Here is a 24,978-nt window from a genome sequence, read left to right as displayed (position 1 = left end):
TGAAGTCGACGTGACGACGGATCACCAGCGCTACGCAGGTGGGCAGGATGCCGGCGTCGATCACCCGGCCATTGTGCCACGAGGGGGCCCACCGATCCCAACCGGCACAGATTTGCGCTCACCGCGAGCAAAAGTCCCCGCCGCCGGGTCACCTGGGACACTGGTCGCATGTCCGTCGTGTCCACCCAGGCCGCGCAGCTCCCGGAGCTGACGCTCGCCCCCGGTGCACCGTTCGGCCTCTACATCCACGTGCCGTTCTGCGCCACGCGCTGCGGATACTGCGACTTCAACACCTACACCCCGGCCGAGCTGGGCGGTGCTGTCTCGGGTGCCACGCCCGCCGGCTGGCTGGCCGGGTTGCGCACCGAACTGGCACTGGCTGCGGCCCGGCTCGGGACCGCGCCGCAGGTGTCCACGGTGTTCGTCGGCGGCGGAACCCCGTCCCTTCTCGGGGCTGCCGGGCTCACCGCGGTGCTCGATGCGATCCGCGAGCACTTCACGCTCGCGCCCGACGCGGAGGTGACGACCGAAGCCAACCCGGAATCGACATCGCCGGTGTTCTTCGACGGTCTGCGCGCGGCCGGCTTCACGCGGGTGTCGCTGGGCATGCAGTCCACCGCGCCGCACGTGCTGGCGACGCTGGATCGGGTCCACTCCCCGGGCCGACCGCTGGAGGCGGCGCAGGAGGCCCTGCGGGCGGGCTTCGAGCACGTCAACATCGACCTGATCTACGGCACCCCGGGGGAGAGCGACGACGATCTGCTTCGGTCGGCCGACGCCGCGATCGAGGCGGGTGTCGACCACGTGTCGGCGTATGCCCTCATCGTCGAGGACGGCACCGCGCTGGCCCGCAAGGTGCGCCGCCGCGAGCTTCCCGCTCCCGACGACGACGTACTCGCACGTCGCTACGAACTGCTGGACCGCAGGCTCGCCGACGCCGGCTTCGACTGGTACGAGGTGTCGAACTGGTCGCGTCCCGGTGGTGAGTGCCGGCACAACGTCGGCTACTGGAACGGTGGGCAGTGGTGGGGCGCCGGACCGGGAGCGCACGGCTATGTCGGCGCCATCAGATGGTGGAATGTCAAGCACCCGAACGCCTATGCCATGTCCCTGGACAAGGGTGAGCTGCCCGTCGCCGACTTCGAGCACCTCGACGCGGCGACGATCCACGTCGAGGACGTGATGTTGCGGATGCGGCTGCGTACCGGGCTGCCGACCGCACTGCTGGATGACGACGAGCGGGCCCGCGCGGCGCGCATCGTCGACGACGGCCTGCTGCGTGCCGACGGTGATCGGCTGGTGCTCACCGACCGGGGACGGCTGCTGGCCGACGCGGTGGTGCGGGACCTGTTGAGCTGAAAGACGTTCTGAGACACCCGGATCACGCAGCACCTCGGGCGAACGACAGCGCGGAGTATCGGGGCGGGCCTTGGAGGGCGTCGGAGTCCGCGTCGTGTGGCCATTCGCGGCAGATGTCGGCGAAGCACACCTCCAGCCGCACGCTGGGATTGGGCGTTTCGCACGTCTGTCTGGTGATCACGTCGCGTCCCCTTCGTCGAATCTGCGCCAGTGCGGCTTTCGACTAGGGACTGTGCCAACGCGGGTGGTACGCGGACATCCGCTGAATTACCGATTCAGCTACGCATGCGAGGAAGGGAACGTTCGTAGGTATGCGCGCCGTGGTTCAGCGCCGCCTGGCCACCCATCCGGCGATCTGGCTGCGCGAGTTGAAGTCCAGCTTGGTCAGGATGTGCTGCACGTGGCTGTCGACGGTGCGGCTGGACAGCACGAGCTTGGCCGCGATCTCGCGGTTGGTCAGGCCGTCGGCAACGAGGTGCGCGACTTCGCTCTCGCGGGCGGTCAGCGGTGATTCCGGTGCCGGGGCGGGACGATCGTCATCCGACGCGGTCCCCCCGACGAGGTCGGCGGAGAGCTGGTCGAGGCGCAGCGACGCGCCTTCGGCGATGAACGCATCCGCTGCGGATGCGCCGAGCGGCGTCTCGAATACGGTTCTCCGTGGCGACTTCGCAGTTGTGCAGATACGTGCCGAAGGCCTGCATTGACGTGCCGAGGCTGTCCCACAGTGTGCGAGCCGCCCCGAGCAGCCGCGCGCTCTCGCCATACCGGGCGTCGGATGCACTGATCCAGGACAGCAGTTCGATCATGTGCACGATGCCGAGTTGGTCGCCGAACTCGACGGTGACCCGCAGGCCTTCGCGCGCCACATCGGTGGCCCCCGCGAAATCCCCGCGATGCCATTTGTTGACCCCCAGGGCCCACGACGCGTACGACGTCGCCCAGCGCTCCCCGAAACGAGCGCTCGACTGCAGCGACGCCTCGCACAGCGAGGCGGCCCTGTCATGTTCACCGGTGAACACGCACACGACCGCGAGCTGGAACAGCATGCCCAGCGCCGAAGCGCTGTCGCCGCGCGCTTCGTGCCGGGCCAGCGCCTGCTCGTAGAACGTTCGCGCCTCGGACAGTTCGCCATCGAACAACGCGGCCATGCCGCGAAGTTGCGCGATCAGACCGTCGAGCCCGGGAACGTCGATACCGGACGCCATCTCCTCCTCGGCCTCGTCCAGTCGCGCGTGCGCGGCCGCGGGCTCGCCCCGCAACAACGCGAGGTAGGCGTCGACCCCCATCGCGGTGGCTTTCGCGGGCGATGGCTCGGTGTCGGCGGATGCCTCCAGGGCCTGGGTGAGCCACTGGCGGCCCTCACCGAGGTTTCCTCCGGCGATCCAGAACCACTGCAGGTTCGTGGCAAAGACACACGCCTGCTCGACACGGCCTGACGCGATGCAACCGTCGAAAGCGGTTCGGAGATCGGCGTGTTCCGCCGCGAGCCGCGCGAGCCACTCTGCCTGCTTCGGGCCGCACCATTCCTCGAAACTCTGGGCGGCCAAACGCTGGAAGTACTCCCGGTGTGACTGCTGAACGAGCCCGGACTCCGCCATCGCCGCCAGCCGGTCCCGTCCGTACTCCCGCAGCGTCTCCAGCAGCCGGTAGCGCACCTGCTCACCAGCACGATCCACGATCAGTATCGACTTGCGAACCAGAGAATCGATCAGGTCGATGATCTCGTCGGCATCCAAACCTTCACCGGCGCAGACGGTTTCGGCGGCGGTCAAGACGAAGCTGCCGGCGAACACCGAGAGGCGAGCCCGCAGCGTCTGCTCTTTGACCGAACACAGCGCGTGACTCCGGTCGATGAGCGCCGCCAGGGTCTGGTGCCGCGGCAGGGCCGAGCTGTTGCCCGCACTCAAGAGCTGGAAGCGGCGGTCCAACCGGTCCAGCACCTCACCCACCGGAAGGGACCTCAGCCGGGCCGCGGCGAGTTCGATGGCCAGGGGGATGCCGTCGAGGCGTTCGCACAGCCGGGCCACCAGCGCGCTGTTGTCCTTCGTGATGTCGAAGCCCGACGCGCTGTTGGATGCGCGGGCGCGAAGCAATGCCACGGAGTCGAATTCGTCGAGTTTCGACGGGTCCAGCGGAGTCCCGGAGCGGGGCGTCGACAACGGCGGCACGGTGAAGATGTGCTCGCCCAAGACATTCAGCGAGTGGCGACTGGTGACGAGGAACTGCATCTTCGGCGCGCCGCGCAGGACCTCGTCGACGAGACCCGCGCACGCGTCGCTGAGGTGTTCACAATTGTCCAGCACGATCAGCATGTGCTTGCCGCCCAGCTGATGTCGCAGCTGCGACAGCGGCGCCTTCGAGGTGTGGTTCTCCAGCCCGAGCGTCGTTGCCACCGTGTCGGCCAGCAGGGTGGCGTCCTTCAACGCCGCCAGTTCGACGAACCACGCGCCGTCGGCGAACGCCCGCTGTGACTCCGCGGCCACCTTCATCGCCATCCGCGTCTTGCCCACACCGCCGACGCCGGTGAGCGTCACCAGCCGCGAGGCGGACAACTGTGCTCGCAGCACGGCGACCTCGGACCGCCGCCCGACGAAGCTGGTCACGTCCGCTGGCAGATTGCCGTCGCTGCGCGTCATGGATCGCATGGCAGCTGAGATGATAGGCACGGACGTGATCAGAGCTGGCCTGATCAGGCCAGCGCGGCTGCCAGCCGGCGCCACTGCTCCCGCGGGAACTCCCGTGGATCCGCGGTGAGTACCTGGATGCACACGTGGTCGGCGCCGGCGTCAAGATGCTCGGTGACCCGCCGCAGCACGGCCTCCTCGTCGCCCCAGGCGATCAACGCATCGAACAGCCTGTCGCTGACCGTGCTGAGGTCCTCCTCGGTGAACCCGGTGCGCAGGATGTTGTTCGCATAGTTCGGCAGTGCCAGGTAGGAGCGCAGCCAGTCGGTGCCGATCGCGCGCGCCTCGTCGCGGCTGTCGGTGAGCAGCACGCTCTGCTCGGGCAGCAGCATCGGACCGTCGCCGAGCACCTCCCTCGCCGTCCGGGTGTGGTCCGGGGTGGTCAGATATGGGTGGGCACCGGCAGCGCGGGTCGCCGACAGCTCGAGCATCTTCGGGCCGAGCGCCGCGAGCACCCGGTTACCCGTCGGCACCGGGGTCTCCGATGCGTCGATGCCGTCGAGGAACGCCTTGGTGGCGGCCAGCGGTTTGCGGTAGCGGCCCGGCTCCTGTGAGTCGATCAGCGGGGCGTGGCTGACCCCGATGCCCAACAGGAAGCGCTCGCCATGGGTCTGGGTCAGCGTGGCGTAGCGCGCGGCCACCTCGGCCGGCTCGTGCATCCAGAGATTCAGGATGCCGGTGGCGATGACGGTCTTCGACGTCGCGGACAGGAGATTGTCGACCGCGTCGAGCACCGGCCCGCCGACGTCGGGGATCCACAGCGCCGGGAACCCGAGCTCGTCGAGCTCTGCGGCCGCCTCGGCGGCCTCTCCGGCGTTGCCGTACCGCAACTGCGAACTCCACAACCCGACACCTGTCAATTTCATAGCTCTACTCATACCGTGCGCGCACTCGGCTCCGCCAGCACCGGGCGTGTGCTTCGATAACCCCCGACGTGAAGGGGGTTGCCGTGGCGGACGCGGACGAGCGGGGTCGGCTGGAGAGCCTTGCCGACGGAATTCTGTCCGCGCTCGACGGCGTGGCCGAGAGTCTGCGTGGTGAGCCCGTCGTCGACGACGCGATCGCGCGGGCCATGGCGGCGGTCGCCACCGTGGGAGGCGAGTTCGTCCGGCGCTACCACCGGCTCGACATCGAGGCGTCGATCGACGCGCCGGATGAGCCCGTGCTATTCGTCGCCAATCACGGCTTCGGCGGCGTCGTCGACCTGAACGTCTTCGCCGTCCGGGCAGCCCTGGACGAGATGCAGCTGGACCGCCCGCTGACGATCCTGACCCATCAAATGGCCTGGACGCTGGGGGTGGGCCGACTCTTCGAGCCGCTCGGCGCCCGTCCGGCCAACCGCGACAGTGCCGTGGAGGCCTTCGCGGAGGGTCACCACGTCCTGGTGTTCCCCGGTGGCGACAAGGACGCGGCGAAGACGTTCGAGGAGCGCAACCTGATCAAGTTCGACGGCCGCACCGGCTTCGCCCGGCTCTCCATCGAGCAGCGGGTGCCGATCGTGCCGCTGGTCACCGCCGGGGCGGGGGAGTCGCTGCTCGTGCTGTCCAGCGGCGAGCGGCTGGCGCGGGCTCTGCGCCTGGACAAGGCGCTGCGCGTCAAGGCGCTGCCGGTGAGCGTGTCGGTGCCGTGGGGTCTCAACGTCGGCGCCGTCGGCATGCTGCCCTACCTACCGTTGCCGACCAAGCTGGTGACCCGCGTGCTCGCGCCGATGAACCCCGAGCAGGACGAGACTGCCGAACAGTTCGCCGGACGCGTGGAGGCTGCGATGCAGGACGCGATGACCGACCTGACCCGGGACCGCAAGCCGCTGCTGGGGTGAGGGCTCAGCCCGTCTGCGGCGCGGGCATGTCCATGTCGAACACCCGCGCGTGCAGCACCGTGCGATTACGCAGCGCTGCCCGCACCGCGCGGTGCAGCCCGTCCTCGAGATAGACGTTGCCGCGCCAGCGCACCGCATGGGGGAACAGGTCGCCGTAGAAGGTCGAGTCCTCCGACAGCAGCCGGTCCAACGCGAGCACCGTCGTCGTCATCACGAGCTCGTCGAGGCGGATCTGGCGGGGAGGAATCTGGGCCCATTGCCGGTGGGACAGACCGTGATCCGGATACGGCCTGCCATCGCGGACACCCTTGAAGATCATCGACGCGCCTTTGGTTGCCTACCATCGCTTTTGCTTAGCTTCGCAAGGTTAACCCGACGCCGACGAGTGCGCCGGACCGCTCAGACGCGATCACTGCTGTTGATGACCGTAAAATGGACCGGTCGGTCACATGCGAGTCGAAGTGGGGTGAGCAATGGGTAGCGCTGATGAGCGCCGATTCGAAGTTCTCCGCGCGATCGTCGCCGATTTCGTCGCGACGAAGGAGCCCATCGGCTCCAAGACCTTGGTCGAGCGACACAACCTCGGGGTGTCCAGTGCGACCGTGCGCAACGACATGGCTGTGCTGGAAGCCGAGGGATACATCACCCAGCCGCACACGAGCTCCGGCAGGGTACCGACCGAGAAGGGCTACCGCGAGTTCGTCGACCGCCTCGACGACGTCAAGCCGATGTCGGGGGCGGAGCGACGCGCGATCCTTTCCTTCCTCGAATCCGGCGTCGACCTCGACGACGTGCTGCGCCGCGCGGTCCGGCTGCTGGCGCAGCTGACTCGCCAGGTCGCGATCGTGCAGTACCCGACGCTGTCCACATCGACCGTGCGCCGCCTCGAGGTGGTCGCACTGACCCCGGCCCGGCTGCTGCTGGTCGTGATCACGGACTCCGGGCGTGTCGATCAGCGCATCGTCGAACTCGGGGACGGCATCGACGACGCCCAGCTGTCCCAGTTGAGGGATCTTCTCGGCCAGGCGCTCGAGGGCAAACCGCTGGCCGCCGCCTCGATCGCGGTGTCGGACCTCGCCTCGCACCTCACCGGGCAGGGCGGGCTGGCCAACGCGGTCGGCCGGGCCGCCACAGTTCTGGTCGAGACGCTCGTCGAGCACACCGAGGAGCGTCTGCTGCTCGGCGGCACGGCCAACCTGACCCGCAACACCGCCGATTTCGGTGGCTCGCTGCGGTCGGTCCTGGAGGCGCTCGAGGAACAGGTGGTGGTGCTGCGGCTGCTGGCCAAGCAGCAGGAGGCGGGCCGGGTGACCGTGCGGATCGGGCACGAGACCGAGGCGGAGCAGATGGCCGGCACCTCGGTGGTCAGCACGGCCTACGGTAGTTCGGGCAAGGTGTTCGGCGGCATGGGCGTGTTGGGTCCCACACGGATGGACTATCCGGGAACCATCGCCAACGTCGCCGCAGTTGCTCTCTATATTGGCGAAGTCTTAGGTAGCCGCTGATCTGTGCTGCGCTGGGTATGCAGCACGGATCGACGGGTGGGAGAGGTTGAGCGTGGCACGCGACTATTACGGCTTGCTCGGAGTGAGCAAAGGCGCCAGCGATACGGAGATCAAGCGCGCCTATCGCAAGCTGGCCCGTGAACTGCACCCCGACGTCAACCCCGACGAAGAGGCGCAGGCGCGTTTCAAGGAGGTCAGCGCCGCCTACGAGGTGCTCAGCGATCCGGAGAAGCGCCGCATCGTCGACATGGGCGGGGACCCCTTGGAGTCCGCGGGCGCCGGGGGCGGCTTCGGTGGCTTCGGCGGTCTCGGCGACGTCTTCGAGGCATTCTTCGGCGGCGGCGCCACATCCCGCGGTCCGATTGGCCGCGTCCGGCCCGGCTCGGATTCGCTGCTGCGGATGCGTCTGGATCTCGAAGAATGCGCCACCGGGGTGACCAAGCAGGTCACCGTCGACACCGCGGTGCTGTGCGACCTGTGTCACGGCAAAGGCACGCACGGTAACTCGACGCCGATCACCTGCGACACCTGCCACGGCCGCGGCGAGGTGCAGACGGTGCAGCGCTCGCTGCTCGGTCAGGTGATGACGTCGCGGCCCTGTCCGGTGTGCGGCGGTGTCGGTGAGGTGATCCCCGATCCGTGCAACCGGTGTGCCGGTGACGGGCGGGTGCGGGCGCGCCGCGAGATCAGCGTCAAGATCCCCGCCGGTGTCGGCGAGGGGATGCGGGTGCGCCTGGCAGCTCAGGGTGAGGTAGGGCCCGGTGGCGGTCCTGCTGGTGACCTGTACGTCGAGGTGCACGAGAAGCCGCACGATGTGTTCGTCCGCGACGGCGACGACCTGCACTGCACGATCTCGGTTCCGATGGTCGACGCCGCGTTGGGCACCTCGGTGTCGGTGGACGCGATCCTCGACGGTCCGACCGAGATCACGATCGGTGCGGGTACGCAGCCGGGGTCGGTGACGACGCTGCGTGGTCACGGGATGCCGCATCTGCGCTCCGGTGTGCGCGGTGATCTGCACGCCCACATCGACGTGGTGGTGCCGTCGCGGCTGGATCACGACGACATCGAACTGCTGCGAGCCTTCAAGGAGCGCAGCCGCGACGCCGCGCAGGTGCGATCATCGCAGAATTCGGCCACGAACAACGGCGGCGGCCTGTTCTCCCGGTTGCGCGAGACGTTCACGGGTCGCTGACGTTTGCGGACCCTGTTCTACGTCGACACGGTTCCCGCCGTCGGTGAGCTCGCCGTCGTCGACGGCGACGAGGGATTTCACGCCGCCACGGTGCGCCGCATCCGCCCCGGGGAGGAGCTCGACGTCGGCGACGGAGCCGGCACCGTGGCGGACTGCGTCGTCGAAGACGTCGCCAAGAGTCGGCTGACCGCGCGGGTGCGGGGACGCACCCATGTCGAACCGCGCAGGCCGATGGTCACCGTGGTGCAGGCCCTGCCCAAATCGGAGAGGGCCGAGCTCGCTGTCGAGCTGGCGACCGAAGCCGGGGCAGACGCCTTCGTGCCATGGCAGGCGGCCCGGTGCGTCGCCCGCTGGGACGGCGCTTCCAAGGTCGACAAGGGTCAGCGCCGGTGGGCCGCGGTGGCACGGTCGGCCGCCCGTCAGTCCCGTCGCCCGCACGTCCCCGCCGTCCACGACGTCGTGTCCACTGCCGGACTCGCTGAGCTCGTGCGGGCCGCAGACCCCGAACCGGTTCTGGTGTTGCACGAATCGGCGGATCGTCCGCTGGCCGAGGTGCCGCTGGCCGACGCCGCGGCGGTGATGCTGGTGGTCGGCCCGGAGGGAGGCATCTCCGACGCCGAACTGGCCACCCTGACCGGGGCTGGTGCGCGAATCGTGCGGCTGGGTCCCTCCGTGCTGCGGACCTCCACGGCGGCCGCCGTCGCGCTGGGTGCGCTCGGGGTGCTGACCCCGCGCTGGTCCTGACGCTAAACTGGGACTTCAGCATCGATCAGCATCCACCCGCTTTCAGGAAGCAGGCAGAAAACCCCACGTGACGCCCCGCGAGACGAACGCAGGCTCGGACAGTTCGCAGGTCCGCAGCAGCATCACCGTTCCGCCCGACCTCGTGGTGGGCCTGCTCGGCCGCTCCGACGAGAACCTCCGGGCGCTGGAATCCCTGCTCACCGCCGATATCCACGCCCGTGGCAACGCGCTGACCGTGTCCGGTGAACCGGCCGACGTCGCGCTGGCCGAACGGGTGGTCTCCGAGCTCCTGGAGATCCTCGGCAGCGGTCAACGGCTCACGCCCGACGCCGTGCGGCACAGTGTGGCCATGCTGACCGGGGCCGGTGACGAATCACCGGCCGACGTGCTGACTCTGGACATCCTGAGCCGGCGCGGCAAGACCATCCGGCCCAAGACGCTGAACCAGAAGCGCTACGTCGACGCGATCGATCACCACACCATCGTGTTCGGCATCGGGCCGGCAGGCACAGGCAAGACCTATCTGGCGATGGCCAAGGCCGTCAGCGCTTTGCAGTCCAAGCAGGTCAGCCGCATCATCCTGACCCGACCCGCCGTCGAGGCCGGCGAACGTCTGGGCTTCCTGCCCGGGACGCTGAGCGAGAAGATCGATCCCTATCTGCGCCCGCTGTACGACGCGCTGCACGACATGATGGATCCGGAGCTCATCCCCAAGCTGATGAGCGCCGGCGTGATCGAGGTCGCGCCGCTGGCCTACATGCGCGGCCGCACGATCTCCGATGCGTTCATCATTCTCGACGAAGCGCAGAACACCACCGCCGAGCAGATGAAGATGTTCCTGACCCGGTTGGGCTTCAACTCGAAAATCGTTGTCACAGGCGACATCACTCAGGTCGACCTGCCCGGTGGGGCGCCGTCGGGGCTCAATGCCGCCATGCGGATTCTCGATGGCATCGACGACATCCACTTCGCCGAACTCACCAGCGCCGACGTGGTGCGTCACCGGTTGGTGTCCGAGATCGTCGATGCCTACGCCAAATTCGAGGAGCCGACTCTGATGAACCGGGCCCAGCGCCGCTCGGGCACCGGACGGCCGAGGCGGTAACGACACCCATGACCATCGAGGTGTCCAACGAGTCGGGCATCGACGTCTCCGAATCCGAACTCGTGAGCGTCGCGCGCTTCGTGATCCGCAAGATGGACGTCAACCCTGCCGCCGAATTGTCGATGGTGCTGCTGGATTCGGCCGCCATGGCCGACTTGCACATGCGCTGGATGGATCTGCCCGGCCCCACCGACGTGATGAGCTTCCCGATGGACGAGCTCGAGCCGGGCGGGCGTCCCGACGCCCCCGAACCGGGCCCGGAGATGCTGGGCGACATCGTACTGTGCCCTGAGTTCGCCGCCAAGCAGGCGACTGACGCTGGCCACACGCTCGGACAGGAGCTGGCCCTGCTCACCGTGCACGGGGTGCTGCATCTGCTGGGGTACGACCACGCCGAACCCGACGAGGAAAAAGAGATGTTCGCCCTGCAGCGTCAGCTGCTCGAGGAGTGGGTGGCCGAACAGGTCGAGGCTTACCACCAAGACCGGCAGATCGAGAAGGATCGCCGGTTGCTCGACGAATCCCGGTATTTCAACGAATCCCACTTCGGCGACACTCCGTGACCGGGTTGGGCCAGCTCGTCGGGGCGATCCTGCTGATCGCCTCCGCGGGCCTCTTCGCCGCGATCGACGCCGCGGTCAGCACTGTGTCGATGGCTCGTGTCGAGGAGTTGGTGCGCGACGAACGACCCGGCGCGGTACGCCTTCTCCAGGTGATGGCCGATCGCCCCCGTTACATCAATCTCGTTGTGCTGCTGCGTATTGCGTGCGAGGTGAGCGCGACGGTGCTGCTGGCGGCCTACCTCGACGACTATCTGGGCGTCAGTGGCGGCCTGATGACGGCGGCGGCCATCATGACGGTGATCAGCTTCGTCGCGATCGGCGTGGGTCCGCGCACCGTGGGCCGGCAGAACGCCTACACGATCGCGTTGGTCTCGGCGCTTCCGCTGCAAGGCATCTCGGTGGTGTTCACCCCCGTGAGTCGGCTGCTGGTCCTGCTGGGTAATGCGCTCACGCCGGGCCGGGGATTCCGCAACGGGCCGTTCGCCTCGGAGATCGAGTTGCGTGAGGTGGTCGACCTCGCCCAGCAGCGGGGTGTGGTGGCCGACGACGAACGCCGGATGATCCAGTCGGTGTTCGAACTCGGCGACACCCCGGCGCGCGAGGTGATGGTGCCGCGCACCGAGATGGTGTGGATCGAATCAGACAAAACAGCCGGTCAAGCCACATCGTTGGCGGTGCGCAGCGGGCATTCCCGGATCCCGGTGATCGGTGAGAACGTCGACGACATCGTCGGTGTTGTCTATCTCAAAGACCTTGTGCAGCGGACGTACTCGTCGCGCAACGGCGGCCGGGACACCTCGGTGGCCGAGGTGATGCGCAAGCCGGCGTTCGTGCCGGACTCCAAGCCCCTGGACGCGCTGCTGCGCGAGATGCAGCTCGACCGCGTGCACATGGTGCTGTTGGTCGACGAGTACGGCGCCATCGCCGGTCTGGTCACGATCGAAGACGTGCTGGAGGAGATCGTCGGTGAGATCGCCGACGAGTACGACGTCGACGAGGTCGCTCCCGTCGAGGATCTCGGCGAACGCCAGTACCGGGTGTCGGCGCGGTTGCCCATCGAGGATCTCGGCGAGCTCTACGACCTCGAGTTGTCCGAGGACCTCGACGTGGACACGGTCGGTGGACTGCTGGCTCTCGAACTGGGCCGGGTTCCGCTGCCCGGCGCCGAGATCATCTGGGACGGGCTGCTGTTGCGTGCCGAAGGCGGCCCGGATCCGCGCGGGCGCGTCCGGGTCGGCACGGTGCTCGTCAGTCCGGTCGACCCCGAACCCGAGGACACGGAGGACAGCGAACGTGAGTGAACTCGATGCTGAAGACGCCAAATTGGTGGTGCTCGCCCGCGGCGCCATGGCGCGCGCGGAGGCGAGCAGCGGGGCCGCGGTACGCGACGCCGACGGCCGCACCTACGCCGGCGCCCCCGTGCGGTTGACGGCACTGGAGTTGACGGCCCTTCAGGCGGCGGTCGCGGCGGCGGTGTCCAGCGGCGCGACGGGTCTGGAAGCCGCTGTGGTGACCGGCGGTGACGCCGACGATCCTGGTGTCGCCGCGGTGCGCGAGTTGAGCGCGGACGCCGCGATCATCGTGACAGACCGGGCCGGAACACCGCAGTGAGCGACGAATTCCGGTCAGGCTTCGCGTGTTTCGTGGGAAGGCCGAACACCGGGAAGTCCACGCTGACCAATGCGCTGGTGGGCGCCAAGGTGGCGATCACGTCGAACCGGCCGCAGACCACCCGCCACACGATCCGCGGAATCGTGCACCGGGACAGCTTCCAGATCGTGCTCGTCGACACCCCGGGGTTGCACCGGCCACGCACGCTGCTGGGGCAGCGGCTCAACGATCTGGTCAAGGACACCTACTCCGAGGTCGACGTCATCGGCCTCTGCATCCCGGCCGACGAAAAGATCGGACCGGGTGACCGTTTCATCTACGAGCAGATCCGCGCGGTGGCGCCCAGGACCACGCTGGTCGCTATCGTCACGAAGATCGACAAGGTCAGCAAAGAGGCTGTGGCACAACAGCTGATCGCGGTCAGCGAGCTCGTCGGTCCTGAAGCGGACATCGTGCCAGTCTCGGCGACCGAGGCCACCCAACTCGACGTGCTGACCAACGTCATCGTCTCGCATCTGCCGCCCGGTCCGGCCTTCTATCCCGACGGAGAGCTCACCGACGAGCCCGAAGAAGTGCTGATGGCCGAGCTGATTCGCGAGGCCGCGCTCGAGGGTGTCCGCGACGAACTGCCGCACTCGCTGGCCGTGGTCATCGACGAGATCGAGGAGCGGGAGAGAAGAGACGATCAGCCGCCGCTGATCGCCGTGCACGCGATCCTCTACGTCGAGCGGGATTCGCAGAAGGGCATCGTCATCGGCAAGGGCGGTGCCCGGTTGCGCGAGGTCGGCACCGCGGCGCGCACACAGATCGAGAAACTGCTCGGCACCAAGGTCTACCTCGACCTGCGGGTCAAGATCGCCAAGAACTGGCAGCGCGATCCCAAACAGCTGGGGAGGCTGGGGTTCTGATCGGGTGATCCGCTCGTGCTGTGTCAGAGTGGACCGGTGAAGTACGGGCAGGGGTGGGAACCGCCGGTGGTGGACTGGTCCTCGACGCGGGGGCGGATTCTGCTGGCGGCGTCGGTGTTGTTCGCCCAGCGGGGCTATTTCGGCACCTCGACCCGCGACATCGCCGAGGCCGTGCAGATCCGGCAGCCGTCGCTGTTCCACCACTTCCAGGCCAAACACGAGATCTTCCGCACGCTGGTCGAACTCGACCTCGGGCCGTCGATCGCGCGGATGGACCGGAGGCTGGGGGAGACGTCGAGCTGGGCCGAGAAGCTCCACCTCGCCATCGCCTGCGACGTCCAGGAGATCCTGGTGCAGCCGTTCGACGCGCGGGGGCTCTACCAGGACGCGGTACTGGCGCTCGATGAGTTCGAGGCCGAGCGACGCGGCATCGAGACGTTCCACCGGCAGATCGAGCGCGTGGTGACCGGGGGTAGGCGCGCAGGCGAGTTCGCGTCGTTCGAGCCGTCGTTCGTGGTGCGCGCCACCAACGGCGTGCTGTTCGAAACCCTGCGGGAGCAGGGCGGGCCTGCAGGGCCGGTGCATCGGCAGCGCCCCGTCCAGGCGGCCGACTTCGTAGTGCGCTCACTGTTGCTCGACCAGGCCCGCCTCGACGGCATCCGGACCGTCACGAGACGCCGTCTCAAGGAACTGGCCTCCTCCCGCGCCAGCTGAGCACCCGTGTCCGGCAACCCGGCCGTGTGACATCCGGGTAAAACATCTCGCCGATCCGTGGCCTATCGATCGATAGTGGCCTATCGTCCGATAGGTAGATCGGGTGGCGTGGTCCATCCGGCACCGGAGTTTTGGGAGGACCCGTGACAGGACCATTGAAACACTCACTCGTCGCCGTGGTGGCCGCTGCTCTGAGCATGGGGTTGGGTGCCTGCTCGTCGGATGATTCCTCGACCGCCGAGCCGACCGGACCGGCGAAAGTCCAACCGCCAGCCATCCTGCAGGCCGGCACCTTGAAGATCTGTGCCCCCAACGACGGCACGCCCCCCAACGTCTACCACGACGAATCCGGTGAGTTGATCGGCAGCGAGGTTGACCTGGGCAAGGCGCTCGCCGCACAGATGGGGCTCAAGCCGCAGTTCGTCGAATCCGCCTTCGCCGCAGTCATTCCGACGCTGCAGGCCAAGCAGTGCGACGTGATCATGGCGCAGCTCTACATCAAGCCCGAGCGCGAGGCCGTCGTCGACTTCGTGCCCTACGTCTACTCGGGCACCGGCATCGCCGTGGCCAAGGAGAAACCGGCCGATGTCACCGGACTCGACGACAGCCTGTGCGGCAAGAAGGTCATGGTGGCCGTCGCGACCACCGCCGAGTCCCTGGCGATGGAGCAGTCCGACAAGTGCGCCGCCGCAGGCAAACCCGCCGTGGACGTCAACCGCAGCAACCAGGCCGACGTGTCGCTGCAACAGCTGCAGAACGGCCAGGTCGACGCGTTCATGGACACGGCCGAGACGCTGGGCTACTACCAGACCAAGACCGGCGCGAAGATCCAGACGGTCGGCGCACCGTTCGGCACGATCAAAATCGGCGCTGCCACGCTCAAGGGCGACACGGCGCTGCACGACGCCATCGCCGCCGCGCTCGGCGAATTGGAGAGCAACGGCACCTACGCCAAGATCCTCGACGAGTGGGGCATGTCCGACCTCAGCATCCAGAAATAGGCTGCGATGCAATTCGACTGGCAGTTCTTCTGGAATTCGCTGTTCACCCCGAGCGACGCGTTCCTCGAGGGATTGACGCTGACGATCGTGGTGTCGGTCATCGCGATGGTGCTCGCCACCGTCGTCGGGCTGGTCATCGCCCTGATGCGCCGATCCCCGTACGCGGTCGTTCGATGGTGCGCCAGCATCTACATCTGGGTCATCCGGGGCACGCCCCTTCTGGTACAACTGGTGATCATCTACACCGGTCTGGCCGCGGTGGGGCTCTACCAGTTCCATGACGTCTCGCTGCTCGGTCTGTCGGTCAAAGCCGCCGTGCAGGCCGCCATCGTCGGGCTGATGATCAACGAGAGCGCTTACATCGCCGAGATCATCAGGGCCGGACTCGATTCGGTGGCCAAGGGGCAGTTCGAGGCGGCCGCCTCCCTGGGTATGACGACGACCAAGCTGATGCGCTGGATCATCGTGCCGCAGGCGCTGAGGGTGATGGTGCCGCCGCTCGGCAACTCTTTCAACGGGCTGATGAAAACCACATCGGTGCTGTCGGTGATCGGGGTGAGCGAGATGTTCCTGGTCACCCAGTCGATCAGCTCGGCGACGTTCCACACGTTCGAGATCTTCATCGTCGCGGCCATCTACTACCTCGCGCTGACGACCGTGTGGACCTACATCCAGGCGTGGATCGAGAACCGACTGGCCCGCCAGCTCGGCATCGACGCGCGGGTCAGTCTGACGCAGCGGCTGTTGGGTGCCCGACGGTCCGCGTCACCGGCGGCCGAGCAGCTCGAACTCAAGGAGGCGCGATGACCGCGTCGGTGACCCCGGTGGTGTCGGTGCGTTCGGCGTGCTGCTCCCTGGGTGGGCGGCGCGTTCTCGACGACGTGAACCTCGACGTGCACCGCGGTGAGGTCGTGGTGCTCATCGGCCCGTCCGGCGCGGGTAAGACCACGCTGCTGCGTTCGCTCAACCACCTCGAGACGTTGGACAGCGGCGAGGTCCTGATCGCGGGCGAGTCGATCGCACACGGCACGGGTGGCCGCACCATCGGCAAGGGCGAGCTCGCCCGCCGCCGGCGCGAGATCGGTTTCGTGTTCCAGCATTTCAACCTCTTCCCGCACATGACTGCGCTGGAGAACGTGTGGAACGGCCCGGTACGCGTGCTGGGCCAGCCGAAGGCGAAAGCGGCAGAAGACGCACGCGCCCTGCTCGAGCGCGTCGGCCTGGCCGACAAGGCGCAAGCGCGACCCAGCCAGCTGTCGGGCGGTCAGCAGCAGCGGGTCGCGATCGCGCGAGCGCTGGCGATGCGGCCGAAGGTCATGCTGTTCGACGAGCCGACCAGCGCGCTCGATGTCGAGATGGTCGGCGAAGTGCTGCAGGTGATGCGGGAGCTGGCCGCCGAGCAGATGACCATGGTCATCGTCACCCACGAGATGCGCTTCGCCCGAGATGTCGCCGACCGGATCGTGGTGATGGACGCCGGCCGGATCATCGAAGACGCCGCGCCCGCAGAGTTGTTCGCCAATCCCCGCAGCGAACGTACGCGCACGTTCCTGTCCACGATCCACTAGGAGTCCCCGTGCTCACCTCCAGCGGTCCGACATCGTCGACCGGTGCTGTCGCCACGCCGCACCGGCTGGCCACCGACGCTGCCGCCGAGATCTACCGCGACGGCGGAACGGCCATCGACGCGGCGATCGCGGCGGCCGCGGTCCTCACTGTCGTCTATCCGCACAACGTCGCGCTCGGCGGTGATCTCATCGCGCTGGTGCGCACCCCCGACGGCGTCACCACCTGTGTGAACGCCTCTGGATGGGCAGGTGCAGCGGCCGACCCCGACGCGATGCGCGCGAGGCACGGGGACAGGTTGCCCGACCGAGGTGTGGACACGGTGACGGTGCCTGGTGGGGTCCGCGGATGGGAAGCGTTGCGGCGCTTGGGCGGCGGTCTGCGCTGGAGCAGACTGCTCGAACCTGCCGAACGCGTCGCCCGCGGCGGAGTGCCCGTGGCCGCGTCGGTCGCTGCCCACCTCGACGATGCCGAGAACGCCGACCTGGCGGGCATCGTCGACTTCGACACCGTGTTCCGCCCAGCCGGTCGGACGCTGAAGGAGGGCGAGATCTTTCGCCAGCCGGCGCTGGCCGACACGTTCGCCGCCCTGCGGTTCGGCGGACCCGACGAGTTCTACACCGGAGCTCTGGGGCGGCGCACGGTGGCCTACCTACGCTCACGTGGCTCGGTGCTGCAGGACGCGGACTTCGCCGACTTCGCTGCGGAGGTCACCGAGCCCCTGTCGGTGCAGTATCGCGCGCTGACGGTGTTCACCAGCCCGCCCAACACCCACGGGTTCGTCATGCTGCGGGCGCTGCGGGCTCTCGACGCGCTCGGCGTGCGGGCACCGCTCGGCGAGGACTTGCCGACGCTGATGCAGATCTTCGGTCACGCGAACCTGCTGCGGACCGCCTGTCTAGCGGACCCCCGACAGTCCGACGTGGACATCGCCGCACTCGTCCACGGCGACCTGAGTACCCGTGCCCCGCTCGCGGGCGCCCGTGACATGACGGGCTCGGTGCCCGCCGGTGACACCGTCGGGGTGGCCGCCGCCGACGGGCAGGGCTTCGCCGTGTCGCTGATCCAGAGCGTGTATCACGCCTTCGGCTCCGGATTGATCGATCCGCAGACGGGCATCCTGTTCCACGACCGCGGAACCAGTTTCGACCTCACCCACGGCTCACCGAACGTGCTGGCGCCACGCAAACGGCCGCGCCATACGCTGATGCCCGCGCTGACGACCGAGGGCGGTAGGCTCCGCCACGTGCTGGCCACGATGGGCGGGCAGGGCCAACCTCAGATCCTCACCGAGATCCTGCTGCGGATGCTCGACGGAGCTGCGCCTGCCGATGCGGTCGCGGCGCCACGCGCGATCGTCGGCCGCCAGACCCACCTCGCCGGTGCAGACACGACCTCCGTCGAGGACGGCTTCGACGAATCCGCCCGCGCGGCGATGACGCGGTCCGGCTTCGACGTGCTGGAGCTCCCCGCGCACAGTGAGTCCTGCGGTCAGGCGAATGTCGTTGTCGCTCATGCAGATGGTTCGTTGGTGGCGGCCAGCGACCCGCGTTCGGACGGCTCGGCGGCCGTCGTCCACCATGTGCGTCTTCCGGCTCGCGCGTGACTCGTCACCTGCGGGTCGGCCTGATGCTGACCCTGACGGCGGTGACGGGGGCGCTCGACGCGGTGGGTTACCTGAGCCTGGATCGGGTGTTCACCGGGAACATGACCGGCAACGTGGTGATCCTGGGGATGGGCATCGCGTCGGAGGAGGGCCTGCCGGTTGCGGGCCCGCTGATCGCGCTGGGCGGCTTCACCGTCGGCGCTGCGGCGGCCGGCCTACTCACGCGGGGTCGGATCGCCGGCTGGAATCGCGTCGTGACCCTGACGCTGTGGACCAACGCCGTGGTCCTCGCGGTGGTGGCGACCGTGTTGACGGTCCCCACCCCGGCTGGTTCGTCGGCGGGCGGAATCGCCTGTGCGACAACGCTTGCTGTCGTGATGGGCATGCAGGCTGCGATCGCGCGGTTCCTCGCTGTGCCGGATATGACCACCGTCGTCGTGACCTCGACCATCACCTCGTTCGCGGGAGAGACGCTGCTCGCCGGTGGCCTGGGATGGGTCGCGCACCGGCGGCTGTGGGCCGTGGTGTTGATCTTCACCGGCGCGCTGGTGGGGGCGCTGCTGACACGGGTGGGCGTCGGGGTGCCGGTCTATGTGGCGGCCGCGGCGGTGCTCGTCTGCGCGCTGATGGGGCACCGATACTGGGATCGCGCGCCCGCCTGAGAGCGTCACCCCCCAACCGTCGGCGGCGGCCTGACCAGAGCCGCGAGCTCCTCACGGGTGGCCGTACCGGTCTTCGACATCGCTCGGTGGGTGTGGCTTTCCACCGTACGGACCGACAGCGACAAGCATTCCGCAATCATCCGGTTCGTCATGTTCTGCCCGATCAGAACGGCGATTTCGCGTTCGCGGTTGGTCAACGGCAGCGGAACGAGGGCGCAGCTCAGAGCCGGGGTGCGAACCCCGCTTTTCTCGGCGAGCTCCGACGCTCGCTTGACCATCTGCAGCGCCGAGCCGCGCTTGCCGCTCTCACTATGGAGCTGGGCGGCGTATGCAGCGGCATCGACCGCTGCCACCACGTCACCCATGTCCTCGAATTCCCTTGAGAGAGCATCGAGCTGATGAGCGTCCGAGTTGCACAGAGCGCTGGCGAATCGGGCCAACGTCCCGACGCGCACCCCCTCGACAAGGGGTTCGAGCTCGCGCAGACGTGCCGCACATCCGTGGTGACCGAATTGAACGGCGGCTTGCAGGCACGAGACCTCCGCGGCGAACTGTCCCCTCGACGCCGCGCGTTGGGCCGCGGCCAGGACTGTGCTGATCGCAACGCTGTGGGCACCCTGTGCGGCTGCGAGCCACGCGCGTGCGCGGCTCTGCTCGTAGTCCAGCAGTCGGAAAACCCGTGGTGTCTCGTCGAGGTGGGCCAACGCAGCCGCAGCCTCCTCTGCCTGACCGCGCATCGCCAGAGCCTCGATGTAGGGGATGCAGTATCGGAACGCCCACCCACTTCGATGATCCACACGCAGCGCGTCGACCGCCCGCCCCAGCAGACTGCACGCGGAACGGAGGTCCCCGGCTGCCAAGGCCCCTCGCCCCGCCACCGCAGTGCCGAGGAGGCGAGCAGCACCTGGAAGCTCCGCGGCCTGGTTGCGGATCCGCGTGCTCAACTCGACCCCTTCGAGGACCCGGCCCGCCATGACCAGAGCGCTGACATGCGAGTCGGCGATGTTGAAGCGCATCTGTGGGGCGTCGAAAGAGCGTTCCGCGGCGCGGTATCCGTGGTCCGACGCGTCGACCGCGGCAGTCGTTCGCCCGGCGTCGCCATGAATGGTTGTCAAGACCCATGCCAACTCAACGCCGACGACCGCGGGCATCGAATCGACAGTCAAACGCTGGGACGTCAGGAGGGCCGCTTGCGGGTCGTCCGTCGCGAACGACGCGACCGTGAGAAACGCGTCGATATAGGCGCGGTCCTCGGCCGATGCCTCCAGCGATGCCGCCGAGATGATCTCCTTCGATGTCGCAGGCTCGCCCAGCGCCCACAGCATGTTGCTGGCCCGCAGAAAAGCACATCTCGCACGTTCAGGACCCGACAGTGCGGCGTGATCGAGACCTCTGAGCGCTTCCTCGGCTTCCTCGCCGCGCCCGAGCCACGAAAGTGCATGCGCACGAACCGAAACGGCGTCGAATCCCCCTCCCGCACCGCTTGCGGCGCTGGCAAGTCTCTCGGCGAGAGATAGATCCGCCAACCACACAGCGCCGCGCGCCGCTCTGGTCAGGAATTCACCATCCAGAGGCCGGTCGGAGCCCAGGCTGAGTGCGGCGCGGCGGACGAGCACGGGGATGTCCTGGCTGGCATCAGATGCGGCGAGTTCATCAGCGACCAGGCCGCGCAGCCGTCGTAGTTTGGTCGCCGGCGCCCGCCGTCGCCGCACTTCTCCGTAGATCGGATGCGCCAGCTGTACCGTCAATCCGGCGTCGGTCGGTTGGACGGTGATCAATCCGCGAGTCTCGGCGTGCTCGACAGCACGAGGATCGGTCATCCGCTCCAGTGAGGCCAGCTCCATCGGCTCGCCCACTGCAAGGGTGTCGAGGACATCACTCACGGAATCGGGCAGTCGGCCGATACGTGTTTCGATGAGTTCGGCAAGTGATGGCGGCACCGTCGGCGCACCGGTCCAACGCCACACGCCGTCGTCGCGGTGGAGTCTGTCGGCGCTGACCTCCTGGTCGACGATGTGGCGGAGGTACAACATGTTCCCGCGCGTGAGCGTCCACAATCGTGCGATCGAGTCGGAATCAACGGGGGCACCCATCACCTGGGTCAACAGCGCGGAGGTGTCGTCCACCGTCAGTGACTGCACATCGATTCTCTCGAATCGGCCCGTCGTCCAGATTTCCTGCACCGCAGGCGATAGCAGCTCACCGTCGCGCACGGTGAGCATCAATTTCGCCGTGGCGCGCTGCATGATCTGATGGACGACGAACGCCGACAGATCGTCGAGGTGGTGTGCGTCGTCCACGGCGATCAGGACTCGTGTGTTCTGCGGCGTGTCGGTCAGGGAGCCGATGACGCCCTGCAGCAACTCCGTAGAGTTCGTCGCGCCTTTGGGAACCCAGGCGCTGAATGCGCCGAGGGGAACCGCGCGTCCGGAGGCTGTCCCCGTGATCAGTCGTGTTGTCCACTCGTCACCGCCGGTGACCGACACGGCTTCGCGGGCGATCCGACTCTTACCGACGCCCGCGGCGCCGGAAATGACGACTCCGGACAGTTCCGGAACCTGGAGCGCCGCCCTGATTCTGCGCAGTTCCTCCGAGCGGCCGGTCAACGGCCACGACAGGTACACCTTCACACAGTAAAAGCGTTGCGCCTCCGCACGGGGTGAAGTCCGGTGATTGCTCGGCCCGGGTTTCCCTGGACCCGGACTATGCGACCCCGACGGTCACCGAGTCCGGAGCGGAGACGGTCGCCGAAGTCTCGGCCTGCACCCGGGTGTCCCACCAGTTGTCGGGCTGAGCGGTAGCCCAGCCGTTGACTGCCTCGAGCGCGGCGGCCAGCGACACCAGCAGCGGTTCGCTGTTCGCCGGTCCCATCAGCTGCACGCCAATCGGCAGTCCCTCGGCGGTGAAACCCGCAGGCACGTTGATCGACGGCCAGCCCAGCAGGTTCCACGGCCAGGTAGCGGGGCAGGCGCGAATCATCGCCCGATCGGTGGCCAGCCCGCTCAGACCGTCGAACGCGTCGACCCGCGGCGGCGGGAGCGCGGTGGTCGGCGCGAGGACCACGTCGGCGATGTTGAAGATCCAGCCGACCCGCTGCCGCGTGACGGCCTCGTGGGCGCGGGCCTTGCGCAGGATGTGCTCGGAGAGCACCCGGCCTGTCCGCGCGTTGGCCACCGTGCGGCTGTCCCAGCGCGAACCCGGTCCCAGCCGGTCCATCCACTGCGGGATGCCGGCGGTCGAGCGCGCCAGGAAGTTCCACGACATGCGCAGGTCGTAGTCGGGGTCCGCGGCGATGACCGTGTGGCCCAGCTCCTCGAGTTGCGCCGCGACCGACTTCATCGCCGCGCGGATCTCGGGGTGCAAGCGCGCGCGGAAGACGGTGAACGGGAATTTGGTCGAGAACGCGACGCGCAACGGGCCGGGGGCCCGTGACACGTAGTCGGAGACCCTCACCGGCGGCGGGGTGTGCAGGTCGCCGGGGGCGTTTCCCGACGCTGCGTCCAGCACCAGCGCGGCGTCGGCGACCGTGCGTGCCAGTACACCGTTGACGGTGATGCCGTTGAACGCCTCGGGCAACGGTGAGGTGGAGATCCGTCCGCGCTGAGGTTTGATGCCGACCAGGTGGGTCCACGCGGCGGGGATGCGCACACTGCCCGCCCCGTCCGAGCCGATCGCGGCGGCGACCAGGCCTGCCGCGACGGCCGCGGCGCTGCCTCCTGACGAACCTCCCGGCGTGTGCTCGCGTGACCACGGATTACGGGTGTGCCCGAACGCGGGCCCGCTGGTGAACGGCCACTGGCCCAGCTCGCAGGTGTTCGTCTTGCCGACGATGACGGCGCCGGCTGCGCGCAGTCGGCGGACCACCTCCGCGTCGGCCGAGGCGTCGACCACCTCGCCGTCGGCGCCGAACCGGGTCGGGACACCGGCGACGTCCACGTCGTCCTTGACCGCGATCGGGATGCCCAGCAGAGGCAGGGTCGAATGACCCTGTCCCGCAGCACGTTTGCGGTCGGCTTCAGCCGCCTCGGTGAGCGCGGATTCCCGTAGGACGACCCGGAACGCGTTCAGTGTCGGTTGGCTGGCTTCGATCGCGTCGAGAGACTGCCGAACCAGCTCGACCGACGTGATGCGGCCGCTGGCGAGGGCGAAGAGCTGGTTCCCGAGAGTCGGGAACCGGGTGTGCGGAGCAGGGGAAGCAGCCATCACTGACAAGAGTATCGGCGCTGCGAACCCGATATCCATCCCCAACAGTGGAAGACTGGACGGATGCGTCTGTACCGGGACCGAGCGGTGGTGCTCCGTCAGCACAAGCTCGGGGAAGCCGATCGCATCGTGAGCCTGCTCACGCGCGATCACGGGCTGGTGCGCGCGGTGGCCAAGGGGGTGCGGCGCACCCGCAGCAAGTTCGGGGCGCGGTTGGAACCGTTCGCGCACATCGACGTTCAGCTCTATCCCGGCCGCAATCTCGACATCGTCACCCAGGTGCAGGCGATCGACGCCTTCGCCTCCGACATCGTCAGCGACTACGGCCGCTACACCTGCGCGTGCGCGATGCTCGAGACCGCGGAGCGGATCGCCGGTGAGGAGCACGCCCCGGCGCCCGCGCTGCACCGTCTCACGGTCGCCGCCCTGCGCGCGGTGGCCGACGGAGCCCGACCGCGCGAACTCGTGCTCGACGCCTATCTGCTGCGCGCGATGGGGATCGCCGGGTGGGCGCCCGCGCTGACCGAATGCGCACGGTGCGCCGCGCCGGGTCCCCACCGGGCCTTCCACGTCGCCGCCGGCGGCAGCGTGTGCGTGCACTGTCGGCCCTCGGGTTCGGCCACCCCACCCCAAGGGGTGGTGGATCTGATGGCCGCGCTCTACGAGGGCGATTGGGAGCATGCGCAGACCTCCACGGCGGCGCACCGCAGCCAGGCCAGCGGACTGGTGGCCGCGCACCTGCAGTGGCATCTGGAGCGACAGTTGCGGACACTGCCGCTCGTGGAGCGGGTGGAGCGGAAGAGCGGGCAGACCATCAGGCAGGATGTGGCGCATGGCAACGGAACGGACCGGGAGGCGGAAGGGCAAGAACAGCTACCCACAGCTGCCCCCGGCGCCTGAGGATTATCCGACGTTTCCGGACAAGTCCGCCTGGCCGGTGGTCTTCCCCGAGCTGCCACCCCGCACCAACGGCAAATTCGCGCGCCCTCCGCAGCACACGTCCAAGGAGTCGGCTCCGCAGATCCCGGCCAACCAGGTGCCCCAGCACGTCGCGGTCGTGATGGACGGGAACGGCCGCTGGGCCACCCAGCGAGGGCTGGGGCGCACCGAGGGCCACAAGATGGGCGAAGCGGTGCTGATCGACATCACCTGCGGCGCGATCGAGCTGGGCATCAAGCACCTCACCGTGTACGCGTTTTCCACGGAGAACTGGAAGCGCAGCACCGAAGAGGTCCGATTCCTGATGGGGTTCAACCGCGAGGTGGTGCGCCGCCGTCGGGAGAACCTCAACGACATGGGCGTGCGGATGCGCTGGGTGGGCTCTCGGCCCCGGATGTGGCGCAGCGTGATCAAGGAGTTCGACATCGCCGAGGAGATGACCGTCGACAACGACGTCATCACGATCAACTACTGCGTCAACTACGGCGGGCGCACCGAGATCGTCGAAGCGGCCCGTCAACTGGCCCAGGAGGCCGTCGACGGCAAGATCAATCCGGGACGGATCACCGAGGCCGGGTTCGCCAAACATCTGCACCGCGCTGACATCCCCGACGTGGACCTGTTCATCCGGACCTCGGGGGAGCAGCGGGCCAGCAACTTCCTGCTGTGGCAGGCCGCCTACGCCGAATACGTGTTCCAGGACAAGCTGTGGCCGGACTACGACCGCCGCGACCTGTGGGCGGCGTGCGAGGAGTATGTCCAGCGCAACCGGCGTTTCGGCAGAGCCGAATGAT

General features: G+C 68.1%; 24 protein-coding genes. 18 read left to right on the top strand and 6 right to left on the bottom strand.

What is annotated here, in order from left to right; genetic code table 11:
• The first annotated feature begins 168 nt into the window (after positions 1 to 168).
• Entirely contained in the window at positions 169 to 1,359 is a 1,191-nt protein-coding gene (gene hemW / locus ACZY1G_RS23170; protein WP_463823726.1) for a radical SAM family heme chaperone HemW, read from the top strand.
• 325 nt (positions 1,360 to 1,684) lie between these two features.
• On the opposite strand, the gene ACZY1G_RS23165 is transcribed toward hemW, so the two are convergent.
• From ACZY1G_RS23165 to ACZY1G_RS23155, 3 genes are read right to left on the bottom strand one after another with little or no spacing between them, the layout of a single operon-like run.
• Positions 1,685 to 1,864, bottom strand: coding sequence for a response regulator transcription factor (locus ACZY1G_RS23165; RefSeq protein WP_463823849.1), 180 nt, complete (start codon positions 1,862 to 1,864; stop codon positions 1,685 to 1,687).
• 31 nt (positions 1,865 to 1,895) lie between these two features.
• The gene (locus ACZY1G_RS23160) at positions 1,896 to 4,004 is read right to left on the bottom strand and encodes an ATP-binding protein (protein WP_463823725.1); all 2,109 of its coding nucleotides are present in this window, start codon (positions 4,002 to 4,004) and stop codon (positions 1,896 to 1,898) included.
• 44 nt (positions 4,005 to 4,048) lie between these two features.
• The gene (locus tag ACZY1G_RS23155; protein WP_463817422.1) at positions 4,049 to 4,909 is read right to left on the bottom strand and encodes an LLM class F420-dependent oxidoreductase; all 861 of its coding nucleotides are present in this window, start codon (positions 4,907 to 4,909) and stop codon (positions 4,049 to 4,051) included.
• A gap of 83 nt (positions 4,910 to 4,992) precedes the next feature.
• On the opposite strand from ACZY1G_RS23155, the gene ACZY1G_RS23150 reads away from it, so the two are divergent.
• Positions 4,993 to 5,862 carry a 1-acyl-sn-glycerol-3-phosphate acyltransferase gene (locus ACZY1G_RS23150; protein WP_463817421.1) on the top strand — a complete coding sequence of 290 codons (870 nt, stop codon included), beginning with the start codon at positions 4,993 to 4,995 and terminating at the stop codon, positions 5,860 to 5,862.
• A 4-nt stretch (positions 5,863 to 5,866) separates the two neighbouring features.
• Here ACZY1G_RS23150 and ACZY1G_RS23145 read toward each other — a convergent pair whose 3' ends face one another.
• Positions 5,867 to 6,181 carry a type II toxin-antitoxin system VapB family antitoxin gene (locus ACZY1G_RS23145; protein ID WP_463817420.1) on the bottom strand — a complete coding sequence of 105 codons (315 nt, stop codon included), beginning with the start codon at positions 6,179 to 6,181 and terminating at the stop codon, positions 5,867 to 5,869.
• Positions 6,182 to 6,335: 154 nt separating this feature from the next.
• Here ACZY1G_RS23145 and hrcA point away from each other — a divergent pair, with 154 nt between their 5' ends.
• The 14 genes from hrcA (at position 6,336) to ACZY1G_RS23075 (ending at position 19,042) form a co-directional block, all read left to right on the top strand.
• Entirely contained in the window at positions 6,336 to 7,367 is a 1,032-nt protein-coding gene (gene hrcA, locus ACZY1G_RS23140; protein WP_463817419.1) for a heat-inducible transcriptional repressor HrcA, read from the top strand.
• A 52-nt stretch (positions 7,368 to 7,419) separates the two neighbouring features.
• A complete protein-coding gene (gene dnaJ, locus ACZY1G_RS23135; RefSeq protein WP_463817417.1) occupies positions 7,420 to 8,562 on the top strand; it encodes a molecular chaperone DnaJ in 1,143 nt (380 codons plus the stop codon).
• A gap of 3 nt (positions 8,563 to 8,565) precedes the next feature.
• Positions 8,566 to 9,306, top strand: coding sequence for a 16S rRNA (uracil(1498)-N(3))-methyltransferase (locus ACZY1G_RS23130; RefSeq protein WP_463817416.1), 741 nt, complete (start codon positions 8,566 to 8,568; stop codon positions 9,304 to 9,306).
• 67 nt (positions 9,307 to 9,373) lie between these two features.
• Complete coding sequence (locus ACZY1G_RS23125; RefSeq protein ID WP_463817415.1) at positions 9,374 to 10,411, top strand: PhoH family protein; 1,038 nt, start codon at positions 9,374 to 9,376, stop codon at positions 10,409 to 10,411.
• A gap of 8 nt (positions 10,412 to 10,419) precedes the next feature.
• Complete coding sequence (ybeY, locus tag ACZY1G_RS23120; RefSeq protein WP_463817413.1) at positions 10,420 to 10,974, top strand: rRNA maturation RNase YbeY; 555 nt, start codon at positions 10,420 to 10,422, stop codon at positions 10,972 to 10,974.
• Complete coding sequence (locus ACZY1G_RS23115; protein WP_463817411.1) at positions 10,971 to 12,275, top strand: hemolysin family protein; 1,305 nt, start codon at positions 10,971 to 10,973, stop codon at positions 12,273 to 12,275. The genes ybeY and ACZY1G_RS23115 overlap by 4 nt, the downstream gene beginning before the upstream one ends.
• Positions 12,276 to 12,321: 46 nt before the next feature.
• Positions 12,322 to 12,585, top strand: a complete 264-nt coding sequence (locus tag ACZY1G_RS23110) for a cytidine deaminase (protein WP_463817764.1) — start codon at positions 12,322 to 12,324, stop codon at positions 12,583 to 12,585.
• Positions 12,582 to 13,493: a GTPase Era gene (gene era / locus ACZY1G_RS23105; RefSeq protein WP_463817410.1), complete on the top strand. Its 912-nt coding sequence runs from the start codon at positions 12,582 to 12,584 to the stop codon at positions 13,491 to 13,493. Before ACZY1G_RS23110 ends, era begins: the two co-directional genes overlap by 4 nt.
• Positions 13,494 to 13,529: 36 nt before the next feature.
• Positions 13,530 to 14,207, top strand: a complete 678-nt coding sequence (locus ACZY1G_RS23100) for a TetR/AcrR family transcriptional regulator (RefSeq protein ID WP_463817409.1) — start codon at positions 13,530 to 13,532, stop codon at positions 14,205 to 14,207.
• A 143-nt stretch (positions 14,208 to 14,350) separates the two neighbouring features.
• On the top strand, positions 14,351 to 15,208 hold the full coding sequence (locus ACZY1G_RS23095) for an ABC transporter substrate-binding protein (protein WP_463817408.1): 858 nt from the start codon (positions 14,351 to 14,353) through the stop codon (positions 15,206 to 15,208).
• A gap of 6 nt (positions 15,209 to 15,214) precedes the next feature.
• On the top strand, positions 15,215 to 16,015 hold the full coding sequence (locus ACZY1G_RS23090; protein ID WP_463823724.1) for an amino acid ABC transporter permease: 801 nt from the start codon (positions 15,215 to 15,217) through the stop codon (positions 16,013 to 16,015).
• Complete coding sequence (locus tag ACZY1G_RS23085) at positions 16,012 to 16,776, top strand: amino acid ABC transporter ATP-binding protein (protein WP_463823723.1); 765 nt, start codon at positions 16,012 to 16,014, stop codon at positions 16,774 to 16,776. Before ACZY1G_RS23090 ends, ACZY1G_RS23085 begins: the two co-directional genes overlap by 4 nt.
• Before the next feature lie 8 nt (positions 16,777 to 16,784).
• Positions 16,785 to 18,380 (top strand): gamma-glutamyltransferase family protein, encoded by a 1,596-nt coding sequence (locus ACZY1G_RS23080; protein WP_463817405.1) that lies wholly within the window; start codon positions 16,785 to 16,787, stop codon positions 18,378 to 18,380.
• Between the two features lie 23 nt (positions 18,381 to 18,403).
• The gene (locus tag ACZY1G_RS23075) at positions 18,404 to 19,042 is read left to right on the top strand and encodes a YoaK family protein (protein ID WP_463823721.1); all 639 of its coding nucleotides are present in this window, start codon (positions 18,404 to 18,406) and stop codon (positions 19,040 to 19,042) included.
• Positions 19,043 to 19,047: 5 nt separating this feature from the next.
• Here the strand turns inward: ACZY1G_RS23075 and ACZY1G_RS23070 are convergent, their stop codons facing one another.
• Together ACZY1G_RS23070 and ACZY1G_RS23065 are read right to left on the bottom strand one after the other, a co-directional pair.
• Positions 19,048 to 21,666: a LuxR C-terminal-related transcriptional regulator gene (locus tag ACZY1G_RS23070; RefSeq protein ID WP_463823720.1), complete on the bottom strand. Its 2,619-nt coding sequence runs from the start codon at positions 21,664 to 21,666 to the stop codon at positions 19,048 to 19,050.
• 79 nt (positions 21,667 to 21,745) lie between these two features.
• Positions 21,746 to 23,245 (bottom strand): amidase, encoded by a 1,500-nt coding sequence (locus ACZY1G_RS23065; protein WP_463823719.1) that lies wholly within the window; start codon positions 23,243 to 23,245, stop codon positions 21,746 to 21,748.
• Between the two features lie 63 nt (positions 23,246 to 23,308).
• On the opposite strand from ACZY1G_RS23065, the gene recO reads away from it, so the two are divergent.
• Positions 23,309 to 24,145, top strand: a complete 837-nt coding sequence (gene recO / locus ACZY1G_RS23060) for a DNA repair protein RecO (RefSeq protein ID WP_463823717.1) — start codon at positions 23,309 to 23,311, stop codon at positions 24,143 to 24,145.
• Entirely contained in the window at positions 24,078 to 24,977 is a 900-nt protein-coding gene (locus ACZY1G_RS23055) for a decaprenyl diphosphate synthase (protein WP_463817400.1), read from the top strand. Before recO ends, ACZY1G_RS23055 begins: the two co-directional genes overlap by 68 nt.
• The last annotated feature ends 1 nt before the right edge of the window (position 24,978 follow it).

This window comes from Mycobacterium sp. IDUB_5 (genome assembly GCF_055419565.1).
Note: the sequence above shows the minus strand (reverse complement) of the source record. Positions and strands in the feature narration are given on the sequence as shown.

Excerpts from the sequence above, each read along its gene's own strand:
- hemW (WP_463823726.1), top strand. The coding sequence starts at position 169 with ATGTCCGTCGTGTCCACCCAGGCCGCGCAGCTCCCGGAGCTGACGCTC.
- ACZY1G_RS23160 (WP_463823725.1), bottom strand. The coding sequence starts at position 4,004 with ATGCGATCCATGACGCGCAGCGACGGCAATCTGCCAGCGGACGTGACC.
- ybeY (WP_463817413.1), top strand. The coding sequence starts at position 10,420 with ATGACCATCGAGGTGTCCAACGAGTCGGGCATCGACGTCTCCGAATCC.
- ACZY1G_RS23065 (WP_463823719.1), bottom strand. The coding sequence starts at position 23,245 with ATGGCTGCTTCCCCTGCTCCGCACACCCGGTTCCCGACTCTCGGGAAC.
- ACZY1G_RS23090 (WP_463823724.1), top strand. The coding sequence starts at position 15,215 with ATGCAATTCGACTGGCAGTTCTTCTGGAATTCGCTGTTCACCCCGAGC.
- recO (WP_463823717.1), top strand. The coding sequence starts at position 23,309 with ATGCGTCTGTACCGGGACCGAGCGGTGGTGCTCCGTCAGCACAAGCTC.
- ACZY1G_RS23145 (WP_463817420.1), bottom strand. The coding sequence starts at position 6,181 with ATGATCTTCAAGGGTGTCCGCGATGGCAGGCCGTATCCGGATCACGGT.
- ACZY1G_RS23155 (WP_463817422.1), bottom strand. The coding sequence starts at position 4,909 with ATGAAATTGACAGGTGTCGGGTTGTGGAGTTCGCAGTTGCGGTACGGC.
- hrcA (WP_463817419.1), top strand. The coding sequence starts at position 6,336 with ATGGGTAGCGCTGATGAGCGCCGATTCGAAGTTCTCCGCGCGATCGTC.
- ACZY1G_RS23075 (WP_463823721.1), top strand. The coding sequence starts at position 18,404 with ATGCTGACCCTGACGGCGGTGACGGGGGCGCTCGACGCGGTGGGTTAC.
- ACZY1G_RS23085 (WP_463823723.1), top strand. The coding sequence starts at position 16,012 with ATGACCGCGTCGGTGACCCCGGTGGTGTCGGTGCGTTCGGCGTGCTGC.
- ACZY1G_RS23110 (WP_463817764.1), top strand. The coding sequence starts at position 12,322 with ATGGCGCGCGCGGAGGCGAGCAGCGGGGCCGCGGTACGCGACGCCGAC.
- ACZY1G_RS23055 (WP_463817400.1), top strand. The coding sequence starts at position 24,078 with ATGGCAACGGAACGGACCGGGAGGCGGAAGGGCAAGAACAGCTACCCA.